Source organism: Dyadobacter sp. 32, from assembly GCF_902506755.1.
Classification (GTDB): Bacteria; Bacteroidota; Bacteroidia; order Cytophagales; family Spirosomataceae; genus Dyadobacter.
Map to the genome: position 1 here is coordinate 193,921 of NZ_LR735258.1, position 21,610 is coordinate 215,530.

16 protein-coding genes are annotated in these 21,610 nt (G+C 45.7%); 2 read left to right on the forward strand and 14 right to left on the reverse strand.

The window, feature by feature from the left end; translation table 11 throughout:
- Nucleotides 1-77: 77 nt before the first annotated feature.
- From DYADSP32_RS00760 to DYADSP32_RS00825, 14 genes are all read right to left on the reverse strand, one after another.
- Entirely contained in the window at nt 78-1,004 is a 927-nt protein-coding gene (locus DYADSP32_RS00760) for an RraA family protein (RefSeq protein ID WP_149244480.1), read from the reverse strand.
- A gap of 252 nt (nt 1,005-1,256) precedes the next feature.
- On the reverse strand, nt 1,257-2,525 hold the full coding sequence (locus tag DYADSP32_RS00765) for an amidohydrolase/deacetylase family metallohydrolase (protein ID WP_149244479.1): 1,269 nt from the start codon (nt 2,523-2,525) through the stop codon (nt 1,257-1,259).
- A gap of 285 nt (nt 2,526-2,810) precedes the next feature.
- Nucleotides 2,811-4,373, reverse strand: a complete 1,563-nt coding sequence (locus tag DYADSP32_RS00770; protein ID WP_149244478.1) for a SusD/RagB family nutrient-binding outer membrane lipoprotein — start codon at nt 4,371-4,373, stop codon at nt 2,811-2,813.
- Between the two features lie 20 nt (nt 4,374-4,393).
- The gene (locus tag DYADSP32_RS00775; RefSeq protein WP_149244477.1) at nt 4,394-7,840 is read right to left on the reverse strand and encodes a SusC/RagA family TonB-linked outer membrane protein; all 3,447 of its coding nucleotides are present in this window, start codon (nt 7,838-7,840) and stop codon (nt 4,394-4,396) included.
- Nucleotides 7,841-8,081: 241 nt separating this feature from the next.
- Nucleotides 8,082-9,182: a FecR family protein gene (locus tag DYADSP32_RS00780; RefSeq protein ID WP_149244476.1), complete on the reverse strand. Its 1,101-nt coding sequence runs from the start codon at nt 9,180-9,182 to the stop codon at nt 8,082-8,084.
- Nucleotides 9,183-9,397: 215 nt separating this feature from the next.
- The gene (locus DYADSP32_RS00785; RefSeq protein ID WP_149244475.1) at nt 9,398-10,009 is read right to left on the reverse strand and encodes a sigma-70 family RNA polymerase sigma factor; all 612 of its coding nucleotides are present in this window, start codon (nt 10,007-10,009) and stop codon (nt 9,398-9,400) included.
- Nucleotides 10,010-10,208: 199 nt separating this feature from the next.
- Complete coding sequence (locus DYADSP32_RS00790; protein WP_149244474.1) at nt 10,209-10,661, reverse strand: RidA family protein; 453 nt, start codon at nt 10,659-10,661, stop codon at nt 10,209-10,211.
- Nucleotides 10,662-10,726: 65 nt separating this feature from the next.
- Nucleotides 10,727-12,151: a PQQ-dependent sugar dehydrogenase gene (locus DYADSP32_RS00795; RefSeq protein ID WP_149244473.1), complete on the reverse strand. Its 1,425-nt coding sequence runs from the start codon at nt 12,149-12,151 to the stop codon at nt 10,727-10,729.
- 90 nt (nt 12,152-12,241) lie between these two features.
- Nucleotides 12,242-12,667, reverse strand: coding sequence for a c-type cytochrome (locus DYADSP32_RS00800; RefSeq protein ID WP_149244472.1), 426 nt, complete (start codon nt 12,665-12,667; stop codon nt 12,242-12,244).
- A gap of 34 nt (nt 12,668-12,701) precedes the next feature.
- Nucleotides 12,702-14,444 (reverse strand): PQQ-dependent sugar dehydrogenase, encoded by a 1,743-nt coding sequence (locus DYADSP32_RS00805; RefSeq protein WP_149244471.1) that lies wholly within the window; start codon nt 14,442-14,444, stop codon nt 12,702-12,704.
- Between the two features lie 64 nt (nt 14,445-14,508).
- On the reverse strand, nt 14,509-15,729 hold the full coding sequence (locus DYADSP32_RS00810) for an amidohydrolase/deacetylase family metallohydrolase (protein WP_149244470.1): 1,221 nt from the start codon (nt 15,727-15,729) through the stop codon (nt 14,509-14,511).
- A gap of 82 nt (nt 15,730-15,811) precedes the next feature.
- Nucleotides 15,812-17,035 (reverse strand): aminotransferase class V-fold PLP-dependent enzyme, encoded by a 1,224-nt coding sequence (locus DYADSP32_RS00815; protein WP_149244469.1) that lies wholly within the window; start codon nt 17,033-17,035, stop codon nt 15,812-15,814.
- Between the two features lie 521 nt (nt 17,036-17,556).
- Nucleotides 17,557-18,657 (reverse strand): lactonase family protein, encoded by a 1,101-nt coding sequence (locus DYADSP32_RS00820; RefSeq protein ID WP_414617399.1) that lies wholly within the window; start codon nt 18,655-18,657, stop codon nt 17,557-17,559.
- A 22-nt stretch (nt 18,658-18,679) separates the two neighbouring features.
- Nucleotides 18,680-19,423 (reverse strand): carbohydrate-binding family 9-like protein, encoded by a 744-nt coding sequence (locus DYADSP32_RS00825; RefSeq protein WP_414617400.1) that lies wholly within the window; start codon nt 19,421-19,423, stop codon nt 18,680-18,682.
- 336 nt (nt 19,424-19,759) lie between these two features.
- Between DYADSP32_RS00825 and DYADSP32_RS00830 the strand changes: the two genes are divergently transcribed.
- Together DYADSP32_RS00830 and DYADSP32_RS00835 are read left to right on the forward strand one after the other, a co-directional pair.
- Nucleotides 19,760-21,295, forward strand: a complete 1,536-nt coding sequence (locus DYADSP32_RS00830) for an MFS transporter (protein WP_149244468.1) — start codon at nt 19,760-19,762, stop codon at nt 21,293-21,295.
- Between the two features lie 45 nt (nt 21,296-21,340).
- Nucleotides 21,341-21,592 carry a DUF6814 family protein gene (locus DYADSP32_RS00835; RefSeq protein ID WP_149244467.1) on the forward strand — a complete coding sequence of 84 codons (252 nt, stop codon included), beginning with the start codon at nt 21,341-21,343 and terminating at the stop codon, nt 21,590-21,592.
- The last annotated feature ends 18 nt before the right edge of the window (nt 21,593-21,610 follow it).

The following is a 21,610-nucleotide window of genomic DNA, read 5'->3' on the forward strand; positions in this document are numbered from 1 at the left end:
TATTTTTAATTCTGAACAGGCAGTTTAAATTCCTGAACCTAATGTGCCTGGCTTTGCCGTTCAAACCAGACGTTACATCACCAGGTTCTTTTTTTCATGTACTCATCCAGTTCCGAACGCTTCATCGGAATCTCATTTGGGTTTTTATCAAGCCATTTGAGGAAATCACTCTTAAGCTGATCTGACCATTGACTATCGATCTGCCCGGGCGTGTATTTGCCCTCTTTCAGCATCTGAATGCCAAACTTGTCACGGATACCTATAAACTCTGCCGTTACGATGACTTTTTCGGCGAGGTGAGCAGGAATAAAAATAACTCCCTCTCGCTTGGCCAGCACCAGGTCACCGGGTAATACGATGGCTTTGCCAATTCGTATAGGCGTATTCAACCCCGACAGAAACACATCTTTGAGATAAGAAGGGTCCCAGTCTCTTACAAATGCGTTGAATCCATCAATTTTTGAAAGGCCTTCAAGATCACGGGAGGATGCATCGAAAATGACGCCATTTCCGGATTTGGCAAAAATAGAATTGCCCAGATTGTCTCCCATGAGTGTTCCCTGTGCAATTTTACCAAAACCATCTGCTACGTAAACATCTCCTTTGGAGAGCTGGTCAATAGGCCAGGAATTGGTATTTCCTATGCGTCCTTGTTTTTTACCACGGTCTTTGATTTGCTTTTCTACATCCGGACGCGAGGGCATAAACTGTGCCGTGAGCGCGCGACCTGCAACCGTCACATCCTGGTGAATCATTTTCCAGTTGCCCTCGAACTGGCAGTTGTATCCCTCGTTTTGCAATACGACCCAGGCTTCTTCAATGGCTATGTCTTTGACGCGGCGAACGAGGTCATCGGAAACTTTAGGACGTCCATCCGGGAAACGTTCCCCTTTCCATTCAGAGGTAAGGAAAACGAGTTCGTCTTTGGATATGGTTTGTGCCTGGCCGGTCAGGGAGCAACCGATAAGAAGCGCAGAAATGCTTTTTAAAACTTGAAATTTCATGCAAAAAATGGTTTTTTGTTATGCCAATAAATTAACTTTTAGGGAATCCTCATACAGCCGTGGTCCTGATCTCCTTATAAGGCCTTGTGGGCCAAAATATCCTTGCGAACACGCGTTCTTATTTCGATTTAATCCGGTTCGGCATGCTGTATCAGGTGGATTCGCAGTAAGCCTATTAGGTCGTAGTCACTGCATCAGCCAATAAATAACGATTGATTTGCCGCTTTGCCCTCTCAAAGGTAGCAGGTAAATTTATCTTTTGGACACGACCAGCGGCGTGGTAAGTCCGTTGAGATCATACACGACTTTTCCGGCCCTGATGGTAACTTCCGCTTCCAGTTTTTGCTTACCCTGGATTTTGGTACCTGTGTAATCCCAGAAGCCAAAGGTTCCGGTATCATTCAACTGAAATTTGCCATCTGCAAGCCGGAGAATACTCACGTCTGCATGAGCTCCTACGGACAGATTGCCGAGTTTTTCCCTGTGAATGACCTGTGCGGGAGTCCAGGTACTTGCTTTTATAACACTCTGAAGATCCATGCCCATGGCCAGGAATTTGGACATCACGTTCAGCATATCTTTCATGGCATTATTCATGCTTCCAGTGTGTATATCGGTACTGATGGTGTTTGGGTAAAAGCCGGATTTCACCGCTGGAATGGCTTGCGAAAATGCAAAGCTGATTCCGCCGTAGCCCACATCGAAAATGATGCCTTTTTTACGCGCTTCCAGTACGAAGGGTTTGATTTTGCCTGTGGCTACATCCAGAATGGTTTCCCGGCTGGAAAGCTGTCCAAAACAGTGGGTGAAAATATCCCCCGGACGAAGATGTTTCATGAAAAGTTCTTCAATGGGTAACACAGGTTTGCTACCTCCAAAATCGATCATGACCGGAATATTAGCCAATTTTCCAGCTTCTACCGCCCGATCCGTTGGCGTCCAGTTGTATCCGTTGTAATGTGCCAGTTTAATTCCAACAATATATTCCGGATTTTCCATGGCGACCTTAGCGGTAGCCGCGGCATCCATATCTTCAACATTTTGTTCATAGGTACCCCCGCGCATGCCTTCACCTACGATATTCAGAAATGAAAGTACCCGGGTTTTTGAGATATCTATGGTCTGTTTTTTGAAATCCGGGAATGACTTCCAGCCTGCACAGCCCGCATCAACCACGGTTGTCACGCCGGTTCGAAATGTAAAACCGTCGGGAGCGAGTGCATTGGGACCGTTGCTGTAAGTTTGATCCATTTTGGTTCCGTAAAAATTATGGGAATGGATGTCGATCAGACCAGGCGTTACATACAGCCCTTTGGCATCCACTACCTGGATTCCTTCTTTTGGATCAATGTTTTTGGCGATTTGCATCACCGTATCGCCTTTAAGGGCAATATCCATTACGGCGTTAATATTATTTCTGGGGTCAATTACATGGCCACCTTTAATCACAATGGCGTATTTCTGTGCATGGACTGCCAGGAAGCAGCTGAGCAAAACGATTGTAAAATGTATTTTTTTCATCCAAACGGGTTTAGGTTGTTTATTTTGAAAAGCGAGAAAAATCATTTCGAATAACTTCGGTACGCAAAGGTCGGTTAACTATGGGAGTAGTGTTGTGTGATAATGGTGTGTATAAATGTTATGTATCGCAAAAATAAAATATCACTGACCGACATAGAAGGTCAGGTTCAGTGATATTTACTATGATTAAGAATAGGTAAAGTAGTGAAATTCTGTTGCAGGTTTTTGCTCTCATACTCCGTCATTGGCATTGCCAATGACGGAGTATGAGAGCCAGTTTTTTATTTATTTATCCCACCATACAATGCTCGACAGCGTATTGGTGCCTCCCTGCCGGGTACGCGCTTCATAAAAATTAACCTGATTGTAATATTCCTCGGAATCAGGTATCACAAAACGGGTTGGGATTTTTCCTCCCGTAAGGTTTCCGGGATAGTTTGTAGGCGTCAGTTTGGGATAGCCTGTGCGCCTCCAGTTGGAGAAAATCTCATATTCATCTTCAAGCAATAATGCCACCCATTTCTGAGTTTGTATTTGCTCCATTTGTTCTTCAACAGTGCCAGCAGTTTTGTAGGGATTTGCTGCCAGATAGGCACTGATTTTAGCCTCTGAGATAACCCCGGCTGCACCAAAATGCGACCATTGTTTGAGTCCGGACCTTACCGCACTCGCGTATTCAGCCGCAGCGGTAGTTCCCGAATACCAGCCTCTTACAGCGGCTTCTGCAAGAAGGAGGTGCGTTTCTGCGGTGGTGAATACCAGAAGCGGAGCACTATATTTCAATATTGTAGCCGGGTTTGGCTCAGAGTAGGAGTCAAAGTTGGCCGGGCGGGAATTAAAGGCAGCGTTGGGCATTCCGGTCTGTAGTGCTGTGGCGGTGTCGGCGACGTAAGGTGAAGTGCTGGAGGCTTTCGTCCAAACTATTGATATCACATTCAGCCTCGGATCTTTGGTTGTTTTCAAATGATCAATCAGGGTTTTGGCAAATTTGCCACCTTCCACATTATCATCACCCGGTGTCACATAGTCTGTGCTCATTAAACCGCTTGCGATGAAATTACGATTGGATGTAACCGAGCCGTCCACGTAGGCGATAGTAGCAATATCATTATCGTCAATCATTACACCGCCGGCTATTGCTTTTTCGACCCATGTTTTGGCTGTGGCCGCGTCAACCTGGGTTAATCTCATTCCCAGTCGCAGCATCAACGAGTAGCCGAATTTTTTCCACTTGGCAATATCACCCGCATAGAGCAGATCCGAACTACCAAAGGTTGGCTTAGAGGCATCAAAAGCCTTTAAAGATTCGTCCAGCTCTTTCAGCATATCGGCATAGATGGCGGACTGCAGATCGTATTTGGGCGAATAATTTTTATCGGATAAACCCTTTCCTGCATCGGTATAGGGTATATCCCCATATAAATCAGTCAGACGATGGTAGAGGTATGCCTTCCAGATGCGGGCAGCAGACAGCTTATTCACATCTGCAGGAAGTTTTGAAACTGCGTCGATTACCTGTCGTATGTCAATAACGGCACCGGCTGTGGCAGGATCCCCTCCATACAAAGCCCAGCTTCCTGTGGAGTATCCAAAGTTAAAGTATTTGTCGCCCGCGCCTGGTACTTCCTTGTAAGTTGCAAAATGCTGCATAGCCCCGCCGATGGTAAGATAGGCGGCGCCGGTGAAATTGTTGCTTACGGTTACCAATTGCGCTCTTGTAAATAGAAACCCCGGAACAGCTTCGGTAGAGGCATTCGGGTTGACGTTCATTTCTTTGAAGCCGTTGTCACAGGAGCTAAAAAGCAGGGCTATAGGAGCCAGAAATATGAGTTTAAAAAGCTTTTTCATCTTCATCAACAATTTAATGATTAAAATTTAACCGTCAGGTTCACGCCAAGGCTTCTGGTCCTTGGTACACCAAAAGCTTCCAGCCCTTGTGCATTTCCATTGGTATAGCTCGATTCCGGATCAAAGTAATTGTTGCGTTTGTCCTTGTACAATAGGGCCAGGTTACGTGCCACGAGGGACAGAGAGGCTGCCTGAAGCTTCAGTGCTTTAAATTTATCAACAGGCAGATTGTAACTTAGAATCACCTGGCGGAGCTTTACAAAATCATTGTTGAATGTAAACATGCTGGTGTAATTTTTGTCATTATCATAGTAGGTGTCAACATCTACTTTTTGCCAGGTTTTGGTAAATGGCGCTCCTTCGGGAGTCACTCCTGTCACGGTCACACCTGTTTCTCTTCCGGGAAGCGTTTCTTTGGGCAGGCCAAAGCGATAGGCATACTGATACATATTCGAGTATACGACGCTACCAAATTTCCCATCGATCAGGATGTTTAGTGAGAAGTTTTTATACCGGAAATTATTGGTCACACCCATCGTGACAGGAGGGATACCATTACCCAGTTTTTCAAGATTCCCTCTTACCGCATAGCCGCTAGCGGTGTTGAATATGACCTGGCCGTTTGCGTCGGTTTTTTTCTTGAAACCCCATACTTCCCCGTATGTGCCGTCTTTTACATTCCTGATCGTTCCTCCTCCCACACCGTCACCAACCGTTAAACTGGGAAGACCATCGGCTAGTTTAACAATCCTGCTTTTATTATAGGCATAGTTGTAGCTGATATCCCAACTGAAATTGGCTTTTTTCAACGGCGTGGCGGTAATCAGTAATTCAACACCTTTGTTGCTGAGCTCACCCACATTCAGCAAGGCCGATGTATAGCCGGATGAGGCCGCTATGCTGCTTTGTACGATGTCGTTTGTCGTTTTTCTGTTGTAAAGCGTCACATCGAGTCCAAGTCTACTGTTCAGAAATCGGGCCTCAATACCTCCTTCATAAGTTGTAGAGGTAAGCGGGCGTAAGTCGGGATTGGGAACCAGCGACGAGCTCAGTTGCTGAACAGGCTTGCCGTTGTGTCCTCCCTGGGCCATACTATAGCTCTGGTAAATCTGGTATGCAGCTACATTCGCACCCCCTACCTGGGCCCATGAGCCGCGCAACTTAGCAAAGTTGATCACCGAGGGGAGTTCAATCGCTTCGGAAAGGATCAGTGTTCCGCCAATGGCCGGATAGAAAATGCTGTTGCTGGCAGTGTTCAACACGGAGAACCAGTCCTGACGACCAGACATCGTAATGTAAGCCAGGCCTTTGTAACCCAAATCCACCGATCCAAACAAAGAGTTGATACCGCTTTTGGAATAAGTAGGGGTGGTAACCGAAGTGGCCAGGTTGGTGAAACTGTAAAAGTATGGAATGGTAAATTCCGTCCCGTCGAAAGCGGTCTGGTCGTAAATGCTGCGCTGCATGTTGCCTCCCAGCAATGCGGAGAAACTAAGATCTTCGAAGAAATTGGTGTTGTAATTCAGCGTCAGCATGCCATTTGTCTCGGATGACGCAATTTTTTTCGAAGCATAGGTGCCCAATGGCTGATAAGCATTGTTGGTCGGGACGATCGCTTCATAGGAAAAATTATAATAGTCCTGACTGACACTCCCCTTGACAAACAGGTTGTCGAGAATATCATATCGAATATTCGCTTGTCCTAAAAACCTGTTTTTACGGTCATCGTTTTTGAATTTGTTGATAACGAAATAGGGGTTTGGTGCTGCCGGAACCGGATTCCACTCAACTTCCTTACCCGTTTCAGGATCGTATCCGGGAGCTAGGCTTCTGATATCAACCGTGTTGGCCACCAGGTAGGTAGCCCAGTGCGGGTTGTAATCTGCATAACCCACTTTTGGACGATTGTGGCCATTTTCGATGTTGTACTGGACAACAGTTTCTATGCTTAATTTTTTACCCAGGAGTGCATTTACGTTCAAATTGGCAATTCTCCTGTTGAACGTCGAATTTTCTACGATGCTGTTTGAACTGGTATTGTTGAGCCCAAAGCGGAAGTTGATCGCTTCATTTCCTCCTGTAAATGAAATCGAATTGATGTAGTTGGTGCCTGTTCGATAGAAGTTTTTGAGGTTATCTTTCTGTGGAGAATAGGCACGCATTTGTCCGTCAAACTGAATGACCTGAGACCCATCCATACGTGCGCCGTACGACAACCGTCCTGAGCTTTTAGCCTGTGTTTGGGTTGTTGGCTTGACCCCGTCAACCCCCTGGCCAAATTCATATTGCCAGTCGGGTACAATCGAGAGGTTTTCAGTGGTGAAGTTACTGTTTACTTCCACACCAATTCCCTTTTGAGACTTTCCTTTTTTCGTTGTAATCAATATGACCCCGTTTGATGCGCGTGCGCCGTAGAGTGCCGCCGCTGGTCCACCCTTCAATACGCTGATCGACTCAATGTCATCCGGATTTATCCCTCCAATTCCATCTCCACGGTCGGTGTTATTGCCATTACCGTCCGAAGCGTTTCCGCCCCCGGGTGTACTATTGTCCATGGGCATCCCGTTGATCACGTACAATGGCTGATTATTTCCACTGAGCGAACCATTTCCGCGAATAATGATCCGGCTCGATCCGCCTGGGCCTGTTGCCATACCGGTGGCGTTTACGCCTGCAATTTTCCCGGTCAGCGCGTTGGCAACGTTATTTTCACGGGCCTGTGTAAACTCACTTCCTTTTACTTCCGTCACTGCATAGGAAAGCGCTTTCTTCTCCCTGGAAATACCGAGAGCCGTCACTACTACTTCGTTAAGGGCTTTTGCCTCTGGAAACAATTTTACAGAAATGTCCGATTTATTGCCAACTGTAATTTCCTGAGACGTATAGCCAACAAAACTGAAAATGAGGATGGTATTTTCAATTCCTTCGTCGGGCAGGTCCAATTTGTACTTGCCTTCTGCATCGGAAGATGTTCCGCGCTGTGAGCCTTTGATAAGAACACTTACACCAGGCAACCCTGTACCCGTTTCGTCCGTAATCGTACCTGAAACATTGCGCTTGGGCGCGATAACAATTGTAGATAGTTTGCTATCCGGAGCCATGGGCTCTTCCCGTTTCAATATGATCCGATCCTGCACAACTTCGTAGGTCACTCGGGAGGGTGACAATATTTTGTTGAGAACCGTTGAAAGCAGCTCCCCCTGAAACTTGAAGTTGTATCTTTGCGTAGCGTTGAAAATCTGAGGGTTATACATGAATTTAACCTTTGTCACATTTTCAATTTTGTCCAAAACCTGCTCAATTTCGGTATTTGATACACGCAGTGTCACCTTTTGTTCCAGCACTCGTTGCCCGCGTAAATCGTGCGCCTGTAGAATGGTGCCAAAGGTAATCGTCAGAATAGCTTGATACAGCGTAATTCGCATGATTTTCTGTAAAGCATGATGGAATTGTATTCGTTTTAACATAATTTTGTTCAATTGTCGGTTAAATTTCGGCATCAGATTCTCTTCTAATCCGCTTTGCGGACAGTGTAGGACATACATGTTGGAGAGCTTCTCGAGGCGGTGATGTAGCAGCATCACCGCTTCTCATTTTTTTTTGACAGATAAATCGGTAATCGTTTATTTCATAGGCACTTATAATTGTTACTGGTGATCATATTGGTTCAAATAGCTTATTCGATCAAATCCTCCAGGCGCTCATTCGTCAACATCCTTTGCTGCTGATGATAATACTGGCATCCATCTGTTCATATTCTGCTCCGATCGTTTTGCAAATGAGGCTCAGCTTTTCAAACAAGGGCTCATCCGAGAGTGAGGCTGTCAAATAGCAGTTTTTCATCAACTCTGCATCAAAAACAATCTTTACGCCATACGACTTTTCCAAAGTCTCGAAAACCTCTTTGATGGGTGTTCCCTTGAAAATGAATGACTGGCTTTGAATAGGGAGCTCGAGCAGCTTTGGATCGTTGACCAGGCTTCGGGTCAATCGAAGTTCTTTTGTAGCAAACGTGATCTGTTGATTGGGGGTCAGGATCATTCCTTCAAGCTTGTTGTCGATCTGATTCTTTGCTACAGTTTCTTCTGTAATAGGGAAAACGGAAACACGCCCTGTTTTTACCACTACCTTAATATCCCTTTCATTTTCATAGGCACTTATTTTAAAACTTGTTCCTAATACTTTGGTTGCGAGCATGTTGGCGTAAACGTAGAAGGGTTTCTCCTTGTTTTTTGCTACTTCAAAGAAGGCCTCGCCGGATAGGAATACCTCTCTTTTTGATCCACTAAAATGGGAAGGGTATGTGATTTTACTATTCGGCTGAAGCAGAATACTGCTTCCGTCTTCAAGTGTGATTAGTTTGGGATAAGCAGTCTGATTAACATTTGCGATCAACGGCTCCTTGATTTCCTTAAGTATGGTACGGTACGCGATGGAGCTTTTCTGTATGGGACTCCTAATTGCAAACCACCAGCCAAGGCTAATCAGGAGCAGGATGGATGCAGCTATGGAATACCAGTATTTTAATGGAATTATCCTTATCGCCTCATTTCTGCCCGAATTTTGCCCGATGGAGTGCGATAACCGATAAATTTCCGTGGCTATTTCTTCTTCCGTGATCTGATCAAATGAGGCTTTGGCCAGCAACAAAATGTTACGGGCTTTCTGAACAGTCTCTGATTGGTCAGGATTGTGTTCAGTCCATTCGTTCCAGAACGCACTGGCTTCTGTATCGTTGTACAGCGTCCAACGGCGAAATGATTCGTCAGTTGCGAGTTCCTCTGGCAAAAGGTTGCGGTAAGCAGGCATCGTAGTTCAGATAATCGTATGGCTTAATTATCTTAAGGATGCATGAAGCTTTTGCCAATACCCTTTTTTGGAAAATTATTTTTTGATAAATGTGAGAAGTGAGATGTGAGAAGTGACCGGGCGGCCGGGGCGGACGTGACGGGGCCGCCGTGGGGAAGTGAGAAGTGACCGTGCCGCCAGGCTGTGCGGATGTAAGAAGTGAAATGTGTGATTTTTTAGTCGTTGAAGACGTTCAAAATCAGTAAGAGCAGTCCGATAAGCGCAACCCGTGTTTTAAGGGTAGAAAGTGCTTTGAAAAGAAGGTTGGCAACGGATTGGCGGTTGACCTGCATCAGGTCGGCGATCTGTTCATTCTCGAGACCTTCGTAGTATTTCAGAAAAACAGCCTCTTTCTGGCGTTTGGGAAGTACATTGAGGGCCGTTCTTACCTTATACTGACTTTCGGAATACGCTTCGCTTTTTTCTATTTCAGTTTCAATGTTTTCATAGTCCGATAGTTGACCAATGTCATCAATGTCCAGAAAAGCGTAAGATTTGTTGCTTCGGCGAAATTCCTGCAACAACTGGTTTCGTAGCGATTTTAGAAAATAGATTGTAACAAATTGAATATGAATTGTTTGTCTCCTTTCCCAGATATGTATCAGCAATTCTTGAATAGCGTCTTTGACAAATTCTCTGTCGGGGGAAAAATTAGACGCATAGTTAAAAAGTGTACGGTAAAGCCTGTCGGCAAGTTGGCAAAATGCCACGCTGTCGCCTGCTTGACTCTGTTGCCATAAAGTGAGAAGGATTTCGTTTTCTTCAGCGATACGTTGTTTCTTATCCAAAACGGTCAGGTTAAGCTACAAATTACCTGTTAAAATGTTTATCTGCAATGAATTGCCCTGATATTTTTTATTTTGAAGAATTTAATGTGGTATAATTATATTTTTTCAGAATTAAATGAATCGCTTATGTCAGTGACCAGGAGGTTTGGAACAATTGACCAAAACCGGCAGGTAATGGTCAATTGACGATGTTTATTACTTAAATATAGGCGATGCAGTCAATCTCAACCAGTGAGTCGCCCGGAACACCACCGTACACGGCAACCGTTGTTCTGCATGGAGGTTTACTTCCAAAGCGGCCTTTGTAGGCTTCGTTCATGGCTTTGTAATCATTCAGATCGTGCAGAAAAACGCTGCATTTGAGTACTTTTTCCATGGAGGATCCTGCTTTGATCAGTTCCTTTTCCAGTTCATCTAAAACATGTTTGGTATGTGCAGTGATGTCGCCTTCGAAATGTGCCCCCTTTCCTGCTACAAACACCATATTGTTGAATTTTGTATGCCCTGAAAATAAGGGTACGTCCTGCAGCATCTCCACATTGCCCACTTCTTTTTCAGGGGTTGGGTCTGCTTTGGCAGCAGCGCCAAAACCCGCCACGCCCGCAACGGAGGCGAACAATCTTTTAAGAATGGATCGTCTTTCTGATTTCATAGTTTTAGAATTAAGTTTATTTACTGGTAATTTAAGATATTGTTTTTAAATGGGTCATCTGATGCCTACTTTTTCGGTAGCGTAACCTTCCAAATACTCCCGCCGGCCTTGTTTCCTCCTTGCTTGCCTCCGTATTCGATAATGTAGAGTTCATTTCCTGCGAGCACGGCATCCGTGGGCGAGATAAAGCCTTCAACGATGCGGGTGGTTTTTACCTTGTAATTATCGCTGGCCTTGTCATAGGTCATATCCAGGTGCAGCAGATCTTTACCCTGCCTGCGAAGTGCACTTGGATTGGCTACTCCGTTTCTGGGCCCTCCTGCATAACGGATCACGAAACCGTCGCCCTTGTATTCTTTTGAAAGGTTTTTTTTGTTGTCAAAAACCAGAGCCAGTGGAGATGAATGCGCATTAAATGTACCCACCGAAACACCTGTCGAATCGCCATCCATGATCAATCCTGTTTTACGATCCCGGTATTCATTGGCGTCGGGGCCTAAATTTTGTACCGCGGGTGAAAAGGTTACACCTGCCGGTTTTTTGGGATAATCGGGATCGTTGTGAAAGTATTTCATGAGCCAGGCAAACGCAAACTTGCTCAGAAAGGGATCAGTATCCGGATTGGGTTGATAATCAGGATATTGTTGTGGGTTTTCGATCCCTCCCATCAGCCAGGGGAAGCCATAGTGACGGCCTTGTCTAACCCAGAACATGTCTTCCGGATGATCATAATCACCCGAATTGGAAACGGCGAAAAGGTTTCCTTTTGGATCAAAGGCCATGTCGTAGGCATTCCGGATTCCTTCAGCGTAAATGTATCCTTCTGCTTTCAATTTTTCAACGTCATCGGGCAGGAGCAGGTCTTTGGCATGGATGGGGAATCTGAATATCTTGGCAGTCAATGCATTATCCCGGGCATTGGGATAAGCACCCCCGTTGTCCTGGACTTCGCCATGATCGGTCCTGGCTCCGGTGTTGACGAAGATGTATTTCCCATCCGGACTTATTTCCAGCGCGTTCCAGCCGTGGTCAAAGGTTGTTTTGTTTGCCCCGTATTCTACCGTATTGAACACTACGGTCATCGTTGGTTTTGACTCCCCTGGTACTATTTCGTAGCGTACCATTCGCCCTTTGTTGCCCTTGTTGTTGTTTACATTAATGTTTCCTGCCAGGAAAAGCGTATTTTTATTAAATGCTGCTCCCTGCAGTCGGGTAATTCCGTGATCTTCGGCGCTGATTATTTTATGACTGGTTGGTTGGCCGTCTACCATTTTTATTTGGATGACGTCTCCAAAGAAAGTGGTATAATAGATGTCTTTTGTTACCGGATGCTGAATAATACGAACGGCTTCGGGTTCTACCTTCATAAAATGGGTGATGGAGATATCCGGTCTCAGCGATTTGGGCGTGTTGGTAGTCTGGGCTGGTGGCTGTCCAGATGAAACAAGAGGTATTACAATGGCAAGGAGCCGAATTAATCTGTGGATCATTTATGGATTTAGATTTAGATTTTATCCTTAACTCTGATTGGGTGTCAAGTAATCAGGGCTTGCATTTATTTTTAACTAAGCCCCGCAAACTTATTGGGTCTTACCAAGGTGGCGCAGATAGGCGACGAGCTGCCATCTTTGTTCTTCTGTAAAGACGTCCTTAAATGGAGGCATATTACCTTTCCCGTTTGACAACTTCCAGTATAAAGCCCCATCACTTTGCCGGGTAACGAGGGTGTCGTGGAAATTAGCTGGTTTTTCACCCAGCGCCCCACCTGCTGCACCATCCCCATATCCGGCGTCGCCATGGCAGGTAGCACAATAGAGCGTGAAAAGCTCCTCGCCCTGGGCGAGTGTCAAGGGCTCTTCATGAAATGGACTTTTCAGGGTGTCGGCCCAGGCAGGGGATTTCCATCGGTCCTGAATGCTTTGTTTCTTGCTGGTTGCGGAAGAAAGCATAGCAAGCGTAATCGCTGAAACAATAAACAGGCAAGCTGAAATATTTACTTTATTCATATTGTAATGTAAGTACTATCCGGTGTTGTTGCACTTATTTGGGTGAATCAATCGCTTTTCTTACTTCTATAACTTCCTCTTTTGATATGGCACTGGCGTTGTTGCCGAAATTCTGCCGGATGTGTGTCAATACTTCTGCGATTTCTTCATCTTTAAGAAAGCTATGTTGCGGCATTACATTGTTATAGGATTGCCCTTTCACCTCAATAGGTCCTTCCAGCCCCTTTATGATGACGTCAATCAATCGCCTTTTGTCGCCTGTAACCCATTCGGAAGCGCCAAGTGGCGGGAATCTTTGTGAGTCGCCCATGCCGTTTCGCTGATGACAAGCAGCACAGTACACACTATACACCTTGCCTCCGGCCACCGGTCGATCCTTATCCAGGTTGTCTTTCAGGATATCCGGTGTGCGAATATGAGAGAGTTGTTTTCTCTTTTCCATTCCTGCCAGTGCAGTTTTTGCGAACTTTTTCTTGTTACCGGTGTAGGTGATTTTCCAAATTTTCCCCTTTTCAGTTTCGGCAATATATATGGATCCGTCGGGCCCCATCGCGATGCCCATGGGACGGTATCGTGCATCACTGGTGTTTATGATCGGATCCACGCCTGCAAAGCCATCCGCAAAAATTTCATATTGGCCAGATGGGTTGCCATTCCTGAAAGGCACAAAGCCTATAAAATAGCTCGATTGCGGATAAGGCGCCCGGTTGGTAGAGCCGTGAAAGGCAATGAATGAACCTTGTTTGTAGTGGTCGGGAAACTGGTCTCCCTGATAAAACAGAATATCGTTAGGTGCCCAATGTCCTGGAAAGCCGATGAGTGGTTTTTCGTATGGCTCACATCGGCCCACGATTTTTCCGTCACCGCCGTATTCCGGTGCCAGAAGCTTTTTACCTTGTATCTGGTCATAATAACAATACGGCCAGCCGGCATCGCTGCCTTCGTTCAGGCGTAAAAACTCTTCCGACGGCAACACAGCGCTTTGCCAGGGGGAATAAATCTGGGGCCAAAGCCTGAGCAAATCGTCGCGGCCATGTACCACGGCGTACAGATGATCGTCGTTCATATTCCAGTCCATACCCACCACACTTCGGAGGCCCGTCGCATAGCGTTTGCCATCCTTTTGTGTCTGTCCTATTTTCCCGGCATCAAATTTCCAAATGCCTCCGTGATCTTCCAACAGCGGACAGGGATCTATTCCTACCGAGCCCGGGGTTCGGTTTTGTACCTGGCAGGCGTTGGAGGGAGCGCCAAAAGCAACGTACATATTACCCTTCTTATCGAAGGTTAGTGGTTTGGCAATGTGCTCATGCATACCGTGGGCATGGTCGTCGGTGAGGACAACCTCCTGTTCTGATTCAGGTACCAGTTTTCCCGGTGTAAGCTTGTATCGGTAAACAATCAGCTCTGAACTAAAATAGAGGTAGCCGTTGTAGATACGCATGCCCGTGCCATAGGCACGTTCCTTGGCCAGTCCGCCAAATGTTTTGATTATGTCTGCACGACCGTCCTTGTTGGTATCCCTAAGCGCAATTACCGACGCGTCCCGATTGGCAAACCGGGCTTTTACGTAAATGTCTCCATTATCATTGACCGCAATATGCCGTGCCCGTCCCGGAAGACTGTCAACGACGACGCTGGCTTCAAATCCATCGGGAAGGAATAGGCCGGCATTCTTGTCGGCGACGGCTCTGAGAATTGGGTCTTCTGATCGTGTAAAGCCCACAACGACAAGTATCAGTATCGCAAAGAAAGGTTTATATCTGGTAGGACTCATGGCCACTGAAGGATTTCGCCGACAAAAATGAAATGGTTTATTTGATTGGTTTACACAGCGTAATTTATCTGGGGTAAATGGGTTTGGCTATGCCATTCAGATCGTAGACAATCTTGCCGCCCATAATTGTCATCTCACATTCCAGTTTTTGCTTTCCTTCCATTTTATACCCTGTTTTGTCATAAAATCCGAAGTTGCCGTTTCGCATGGAAAATATAGCCACATCGGCAATGCCGTTTTCGGAAAGGTGCCCCAGATTTTCCCGTTTAATCACCTGTGCTGGGCCCCAGGTACTTGCCTTGATAACCGATGGTAAATCCATGCCCATTACATAAAATTTGGACATGATGCTGAGCATATCTTTCATGGAGCCATTCATACTTCCTGTGTGCAGATCGGTGCTTATCGTGGAGGGATAAAAGCCAACTTTCAGCGCCGGAATCGCCTGTGAATAATTGAAGCTGGCCCCGCCGTAGCCCACATCAAATACGATACCTCTTTTACGGGCTGCCAGCACAAAAGGTTTTACTTTGCCGGTTGACTCATCTACCACGGTTTCCCGGATGTCGCCAGGTAGCAGGGTATAGGTATGCGTGAAGATATCACCGGGCCTTAAGTGTTTCATAAACAGCTCTTCGAGCGAGAGGGGAGGGGTGCTGCCACCAAAGTCAACGATAACAGGCATGTTGGCCAGTTTTCCTGCGGCCACTGCATTGTCTACCGGCTTCCAGTCTCTTCCCTGAAAGTGGGCCACTTTAAATCCGACTATATCATTTTTGTTCTTGACGGCGATGGCAGCAGCCATTTTAGGATCCATATCGCTTGTGTCCTGCTCATAGGCGCCCCCGCGCATGCCTTCGCCTACTATGTTCAGGAAGGACAAAACTCTGGTTTTTGAGTTGAAAATGATATTTTTTTTGAATGTTGAGAAATTGGTCCAGCCCGCACCGCCGCAATCCACAATGGTGGTTACACCAACCCGAAATGTAAACCCGTCGGGTGGGAGAGCCACAAATCCGTCGCTGAGATAATGATCTTGCTGTGTACCGGCGAAAACATGACCGTGGATGTCGATAAGGCCCGGGGTTACGTACATTCCTTTGGCATCAACAACTTGCCGGGACTCGGAGGGGGCGATATTTTTCGCAATTTTTTTAATTTTCCCCTCAAAAATGCCCACGTCCATTACCTCATTGAGGTTGTTTTTCGGATCGATAACCGTTCCGCCTTTGATCAGGACGGTGTAGGTCTGAGCACTCACAGTTGTAGTGATCAGACCTAGCATTAGTAAAATGAAGATATTTTTATAGAACACCTTTTTAATTATTAATGGTGAATTGTTATTGCTCTTCTGAAATTGAGCTATTTCATACCGCTGCTTTGGAAAACTCCGCCTTCAATCTCGCCGCAACTATTTTTTCTTCACCGGCTTTAAGCATCCAGGTCGTAATGTTGATGCTGTTTTCGCCGCCGCCCATCACCTCTATGGAGGGGTTCCCGTTGCGCAGGTTTTCCTGCAAACTCTTTGTAGACAACGTAACTTTTGACGCATCCCAGGAAATGTTCAGGGTGGGGGTATGATTACCGAGTTCCGGTACACTCACCTGCGTGGTTACTCCTTTGACGCTTTTGGCGGCATTGCCAATCGTTGCCACGCGGTCTTCCCACATTTTCCACTCCTTTTTGTGGTCCATATTAACAAATTTTTCAATCGCCACGTACATACCCAGAATTTCTTCCTTGTTTACCTTCATTCCGCGGCCGATGGTGGAGCCGCGTGGAGGCATGCTCAGCCGGGCTGCTGCGATAAGGTCCTTTTTGCCCATTAGTATTCCTGCACTCTGAGGCCCGCGCATCGCTTTCCCACCAGACACACATACCAGGTCAAAGCCCATGTCATTGAAACGCCACAGATTTTCAACAGGAGGCACATCTGCAGCCATATCGATCATGGTAGGGATGCCCCGGGCTTTTGCCACCTGGACCCACTTTTCATGGTTGATCAGGCCTTTGTCAGACTGAATGTGCAGGAACCAGAGTAAAGCCGTTTTCTCATTGATAGCTTTTTCAAGGTCTTCCAAAGTTTCGACAGTCACGATGGTGCACCCCGTATTGGTGAGTGCGTGGGAATAGCCGATGCTATGGCCTTTTTGAATAATCACTTCCGATTTCATACCGGTACCTTGGAGGTGTGGCAGGGCCTCCACCTTTTTCTGATCCATGCCGGTAAGCACACCTGCCAGCCCCAACGTCAGTGCCGAGAAGCAGCCGGCTGTCACCACGGCAGCTTCGGCGTGGGTCAGAGCGGCGATTTTTTCACCCACTTTGGTCTGCACTTCATCCAGCATCATAAATTCCTTTGAAGCTCCCTGTATCGTTTCCATGACTTCGTCCTGCATCAGTGAGCCGGTCATAGCTGTGTAGGTACCCGCTGCATTGATAAAGGTTCTGATGCCCAATTCCTTTGCCAGGTTTCGAACCGGCAGTTTTGAAGCCGGTGTTAATGTAGTTGGTAATATATTTTCTCCTAGAAGACCGCCTACGAGTGGTAGGCTGGATAAATGTTTGATAAGGTCTCGTCTGTTTAACATGGGTAAGTTAGATTTAGAAATAAGATTATAGAATATAAGCCATAGTACATTAGCCGCAGCATAGCTGCGATCCATTATGTACATGTTTGTTTTTGATTTATCTGATTTTGATTCTTTTGCTGACAATAAAATCAGCACATTGGCCCACCGCCTCTATCCAGCTCGTACCCAAGTGAAACCACTTCCAAAACCAACGTCTGCTAACAAGGTTCGGAAGACTGAAGTTGAAATAGGAAGATCCGGCTGAAACTTCGCACGTAAATACTTTCTTCGGTGAAGATCCGGCTCCTGAAAATATTGAACCGGAAATGGGGGTAGAAGCTAATATTTAATTTGGCGAAGGCGGTCATCTTGAGAACAACTTCGTAAGAATTTTTAAAATTAAAAAATAAATGAAAAGAAGTACTACTATTCAAAAAAAAATATGAAAGCATTTATTTCAATCCCCAGTCTTTGGCCGTAAAACATTAAAAAAGGCCTCCCTTTCGAAAGACCTTATTCAATTCATAATTGGGTTAACATTAGGGTAAAATCAACGGTTTTACACAAACTGGTGTAGGTATGCCAATCTCTTTGCCCGAATAGGTTAATTTCCCGTCTGTTTTATTTCGTTTAAAAATTACGACGTTGTTGTTGTCCCTGTTTGCCACGAAAACCAATTCACCCTTGGCATCCAGGTTAAAGTTCCTCGGATGTTTGCCATGGGTTTGAGCGAAGTCCACAATGTTCAGCTTTCCCGTTTGGTTGTTTACCGAGTAAATCACCAGACTTTCGTGACCGCGATTGGATGCATATAAGAATTTACCATCAGGTGAAATGTGAATATCAGCGGCGTAGCTTTTTCCTTTGAAATCAGTTGGTAACATGCTCACCCGTTCAACCGGTACCAGTGCTCCTGTATTTTTTACGATCTGAAACACATTGACCGAGGAAGAAAGCTCACATGCTGAGTAGGCATAATTACCTTTCGGGTCAATCACAAAATGACGAGGGCCGTCTCCGGCTTTCACCTCTACGTAGGGAACCGACGAGGGAGTAAGTTTTCCCGTTTTTTGATCCACCATGTAAATCATTATTTTATCTATTCCTAAATCGGAAGCGTATATGAATTGGCCATCGGCAGACGGAACAATGGAGTGCATGTGAGGCTTTTGCGAGCCTGTTCCTCTATTTTGTTTTGTATCCGCCAAGGAACCGATACTTCCATCCTTGTTGAGCAGATAAACGGCCAGATCGCTGCTACCGTAATTGGACACGTAAATAAACCGGCCTTTCGGATCCACGCTGACGTGGCAGGGCCCGTTACCCTGGGATGGTTGCGAATTCAGCACGCTAAGTTTTCCTGATCCAGGATCGATTCTATAAGCGGAAATGGTTCCATTACCTTCATTGGCTGAGTACAGGTATCTTCTGTTGGGATGAAACTCTAAAAAGGAAGGACTGATCTTGCTTGGAAGAATCTGCAATTCCTTGTATGATAATTCTTTACGGTCAAATTCATAAACGTAAATACCCTCGCCTTTCTGTGAATAGGTTCCTATGTAAAGTATTTCTTTCGGTTTCTGTGCGAAGGTCATGGTTGCAGCCAACAGGACAATAAGCAAAACTGGGACTAGTCTCATTTTTAAACAGGAAAGTGGATTATTATTCAAATATAAGTGTACCGAATTTCTGATAGTCATGAAAGCTGCCATTGGTCTGTTTCCATGAATAATAAGTGGTGGGAACATCATAATCGATCCTGTAAAAATTGCCTCTCCACTTGGTTCCGGGAAGCGGCATTTTACTGGCGATCGGGTTCATTAAGGCAAAAGGGATGAAGAACTCCGCCATCCAGCCTGTAATGGCTGACATACTTTTCTTCTCTCCACCTTGCACACTGGTGGCATGACGCACTTTGTTGGTATCGTTGTAGTGCCAAGGTTTCCAGCCCTGCGCTCTTCCTTTTATATTGGGAACCAGAATTGGAAGTTCATAATTGAGGGGTGAAACTTCATATTCGAGGTAAATAGGAACATCGGTATCAGGCCAAAGAAACACTTCAACAACATCTTCTGTGAATAATGCACCAAAATCTTCGGTGATGGTAGCGGTTAACTTTTGGTCCGCACAGTTATAAAGAAAATAGATGCCTTTATCGGAATACAAGATCTTAACCCGGGTATCGAATTGCTTGCCAGGCTCCGGTTGTCGGGGGCCTTTCTGCACAGTCAGTTCAAACCAGTCAGCCGTTTTCCATTGAGGCGCAGTTCCTGCTCCGTTTACTTCAAAGTCTGAGGTTTTTTTTATGGTAAGAACAGAGTCGGCGGAAATTCGCGCAGAAGATGCCTGACCCAATGTGGCAAGAAGAAGCAAAGCGAAAACCAAACATTGCCGGTTGTTCATCATATTGACTGTGAAATGGGATGTTAAAGCGTTAGACTGCTGCACCTTGAGCACGCCTGGCAGTCAGTTACCGGCAATTTCATCAGGATTTGAAGAAAATCCAAATGCGACCAGGTTGCTCAGAGCGGAGAAACTCTTCTTATCTGGCTGTGTGAGAATGATTACGGAATAGTGCTTAGGGCAAAGGTTTCCAAATCTAATAAGCTATGGCTTTTTTTAGGTGCGGATATGAGTATCGAACAGTCTGTTATGTCTTATCCTGCTAATGGCGGTTTTTATACTGCTATACGGAAACGTATTCCACCTATTTACATCATTTTCCTGATCCTTAATTTACCAATGAGTTCAAACAAAAACAGCGAAACCCAAAGTATAACCCAGGTCATTGCGGCATCTTCGTTGGGAACCTTAATTGAATGGTACGATTTCTACATTTTTGGTAGCCTGGCAGTCATTATCGGGCAGCAGTTATTCCCTTCCGATGCGGGTGCGTCAGCGTTGATTAATACCCTCGCCATATTTGCGGCGGGATTTATCGTTCGTCCCTTTGGCGCGTTGGTATTTGGTCGGTTAGGCGACCTTATTGGCCGGAAATATACGTTTCTTTTAACTTTGGTACTGATGGGCGGATCCACATTTTTAATCGGATTGATTCCATCCTATTCAAGTATCGGCTACGCTGCCCCCATTCTAGTTTTAATTTTACGTTTGGTACAGGGCCTTGCGTTGGGCGGGGAGTACGGCGGTGCAGCTACCTACGTTGCTGAACATGCGCCTGTGGGCCGCCGTGGGTTCTTCACCAGCTGGATTCAAACGACTGCCACTTTGGGGCTATTTCTTTCCCTGGGCGTGATTGTTCTGACGAAAAATCTAATGGGCGCAGAGAAGTTTGCGGACTGGGGCTGGCGGATACCATTCCTGGTGTCTATATTATTGGTTGTGGTGTCTATCTACATCCGGATGAAAATGCACGAGTCTCCGGTTTTTACAAAACTAAAATCAGAAGGAAAGATATCAGCCAATCCGCTGAAGGAGAGCTTTCAGAAAAAGGCAAATTTTAAAATGGTTCTGCTGGCGCTTTTTGGAGCTACCATGGGGCAGGGGGTGATCTGGTACACCGGACAGTTCTACGCGCAATCCTTTTTGGAAAATACCTGTAAGATTGATTTTAATGAATCACGATACATTTTACTTTGGGCGATTGTGTTTGCAACTCCCTTTTTCGTGGTATTTGGCTCTTGGAGCGATAAGGTAGGAAGGAAATGGATCATGCTTACCGGTATGTTGCTTGGGGTTTTTTGTTACAGGCCTATTTATCAGTACTTTATTGATGCAACAAATGTAAAAGAGTTTCAGAAAACCGAGTTGAAATCCGCGTCATTACCTACGGTGCATCGCACAATTGTGGAGGGTAAGCTCGATTCAATGATTACAACTACCGTGGACAAAACGCTGAGCAACGGTATGACGTTCAAGGATGTCACCATCCAGATCATACCGGAAGATGTTCTTGAACCGGTACCTGCGGTGCAGCATACGGTTAAAGATGTGACCCTGGCTGGAAGCACCTACATCATAATCATCGCCCTCGTTTTCTTTCAGATTTTATTAGTGACCATGGTGTATGGGCCGATAGCTGCTTTCCTTGTTGAATTGTTCCCAACGCAGATTCGTTATACGTCCATGTCGCTTCCCTATCACATCGGAAACGGAGTTTTTGGAGGACTTGTTCCTTTTATAGCCACGCTGGTCGCATCGTTCCAGGGCTCCACACCGCTTTCGGGTTTGTGGTACCCGATCGGCATTGCAGCGCTTTCTTTTGTCATTGGGGCAGTTTATATCAACAACAAAATTGATCGGAACGTGATGGACTGACGTGTGCAGTAAAATTTGTCAAAAAACTTTAATAAAGTCATAATTATGAATTCAGTAAAAAAAATATTGGGGTATGTTTGGATACTCCTTGGGCCTGTGATCATCCTTTTTCTGGTTCAACAGGCGATCGAAAAAATCGCCGCCGCATCCGAGGGAATCGCTCGTACCAACACAACTTTGCAGTGGTCTATTATCATCCTGATATTTATTCCGATTTGTGCCGGTCTGGTGATATTTGGCTACTATGGCATTAAGGGTGAGTACGATCGCCTTCCTGAGCGTTCAGAGGATCTTTAAATCGCTTGCTTATGGGTT

What these genes read in the sequence shown, in the direction of transcription:
- DYADSP32_RS00780 (WP_149244476.1), bottom strand. Translation starts at nt 9,182, where the DNA reads ATGCCTGCTTACCGCAACCTTTTGCCAGAGGAACTCGCAACTGACGAA.
- DYADSP32_RS00765 (WP_149244479.1), bottom strand. Translation starts at nt 2,525, where the DNA reads ATGAAAAAAATACATTTTACAATCGTTTTGCTCAGCTGCTTCCTGGCA.
- DYADSP32_RS00835 (WP_149244467.1), top strand. Translation starts at nt 21,341, where the DNA reads ATGAATTCAGTAAAAAAAATATTGGGGTATGTTTGGATACTCCTTGGG.
- DYADSP32_RS00810 (WP_149244470.1), bottom strand. Translation starts at nt 15,729, where the DNA reads ATGCTAGGTCTGATCACTACAACTGTGAGTGCTCAGACCTACACCGTC.
- DYADSP32_RS00760 (WP_149244480.1), bottom strand. Translation starts at nt 1,004, where the DNA reads ATGAAATTTCAAGTTTTAAAAAGCATTTCTGCGCTTCTTATCGGTTGC.
- DYADSP32_RS00795 (WP_149244473.1), bottom strand. Translation starts at nt 12,151, where the DNA reads ATGATCCACAGATTAATTCGGCTCCTTGCCATTGTAATACCTCTTGTT.
- DYADSP32_RS00830 (WP_149244468.1), top strand. Translation starts at nt 19,760, where the DNA reads ATGAGTTCAAACAAAAACAGCGAAACCCAAAGTATAACCCAGGTCATT.
- DYADSP32_RS00790 (WP_149244474.1), bottom strand. Translation starts at nt 10,661, where the DNA reads ATGAAATCAGAAAGACGATCCATTCTTAAAAGATTGTTCGCCTCCGTT.
- DYADSP32_RS00800 (WP_149244472.1), bottom strand. Translation starts at nt 12,667, where the DNA reads ATGAATAAAGTAAATATTTCAGCTTGCCTGTTTATTGTTTCAGCGATT.
- DYADSP32_RS00825 (WP_414617400.1), bottom strand. Translation starts at nt 19,423, where the DNA reads ATGATGAACAACCGGCAATGTTTGGTTTTCGCTTTGCTTCTTCTTGCC.
- DYADSP32_RS00805 (WP_149244471.1), bottom strand. Translation starts at nt 14,444, where the DNA reads ATGAGTCCTACCAGATATAAACCTTTCTTTGCGATACTGATACTTGTC.
- DYADSP32_RS00815 (WP_149244469.1), bottom strand. Translation starts at nt 17,035, where the DNA reads ATGTTAAACAGACGAGACCTTATCAAACATTTATCCAGCCTACCACTC.
- DYADSP32_RS00775 (WP_149244477.1), bottom strand. Translation starts at nt 7,840, where the DNA reads ATGTTAAAACGAATACAATTCCATCATGCTTTACAGAAAATCATGCGA.
- DYADSP32_RS00820 (WP_414617399.1), bottom strand. Translation starts at nt 18,657, where the DNA reads ATGAGACTAGTCCCAGTTTTGCTTATTGTCCTGTTGGCTGCAACCATG.
- DYADSP32_RS00770 (WP_149244478.1), bottom strand. Translation starts at nt 4,373, where the DNA reads ATGAAAAAGCTTTTTAAACTCATATTTCTGGCTCCTATAGCCCTGCTT.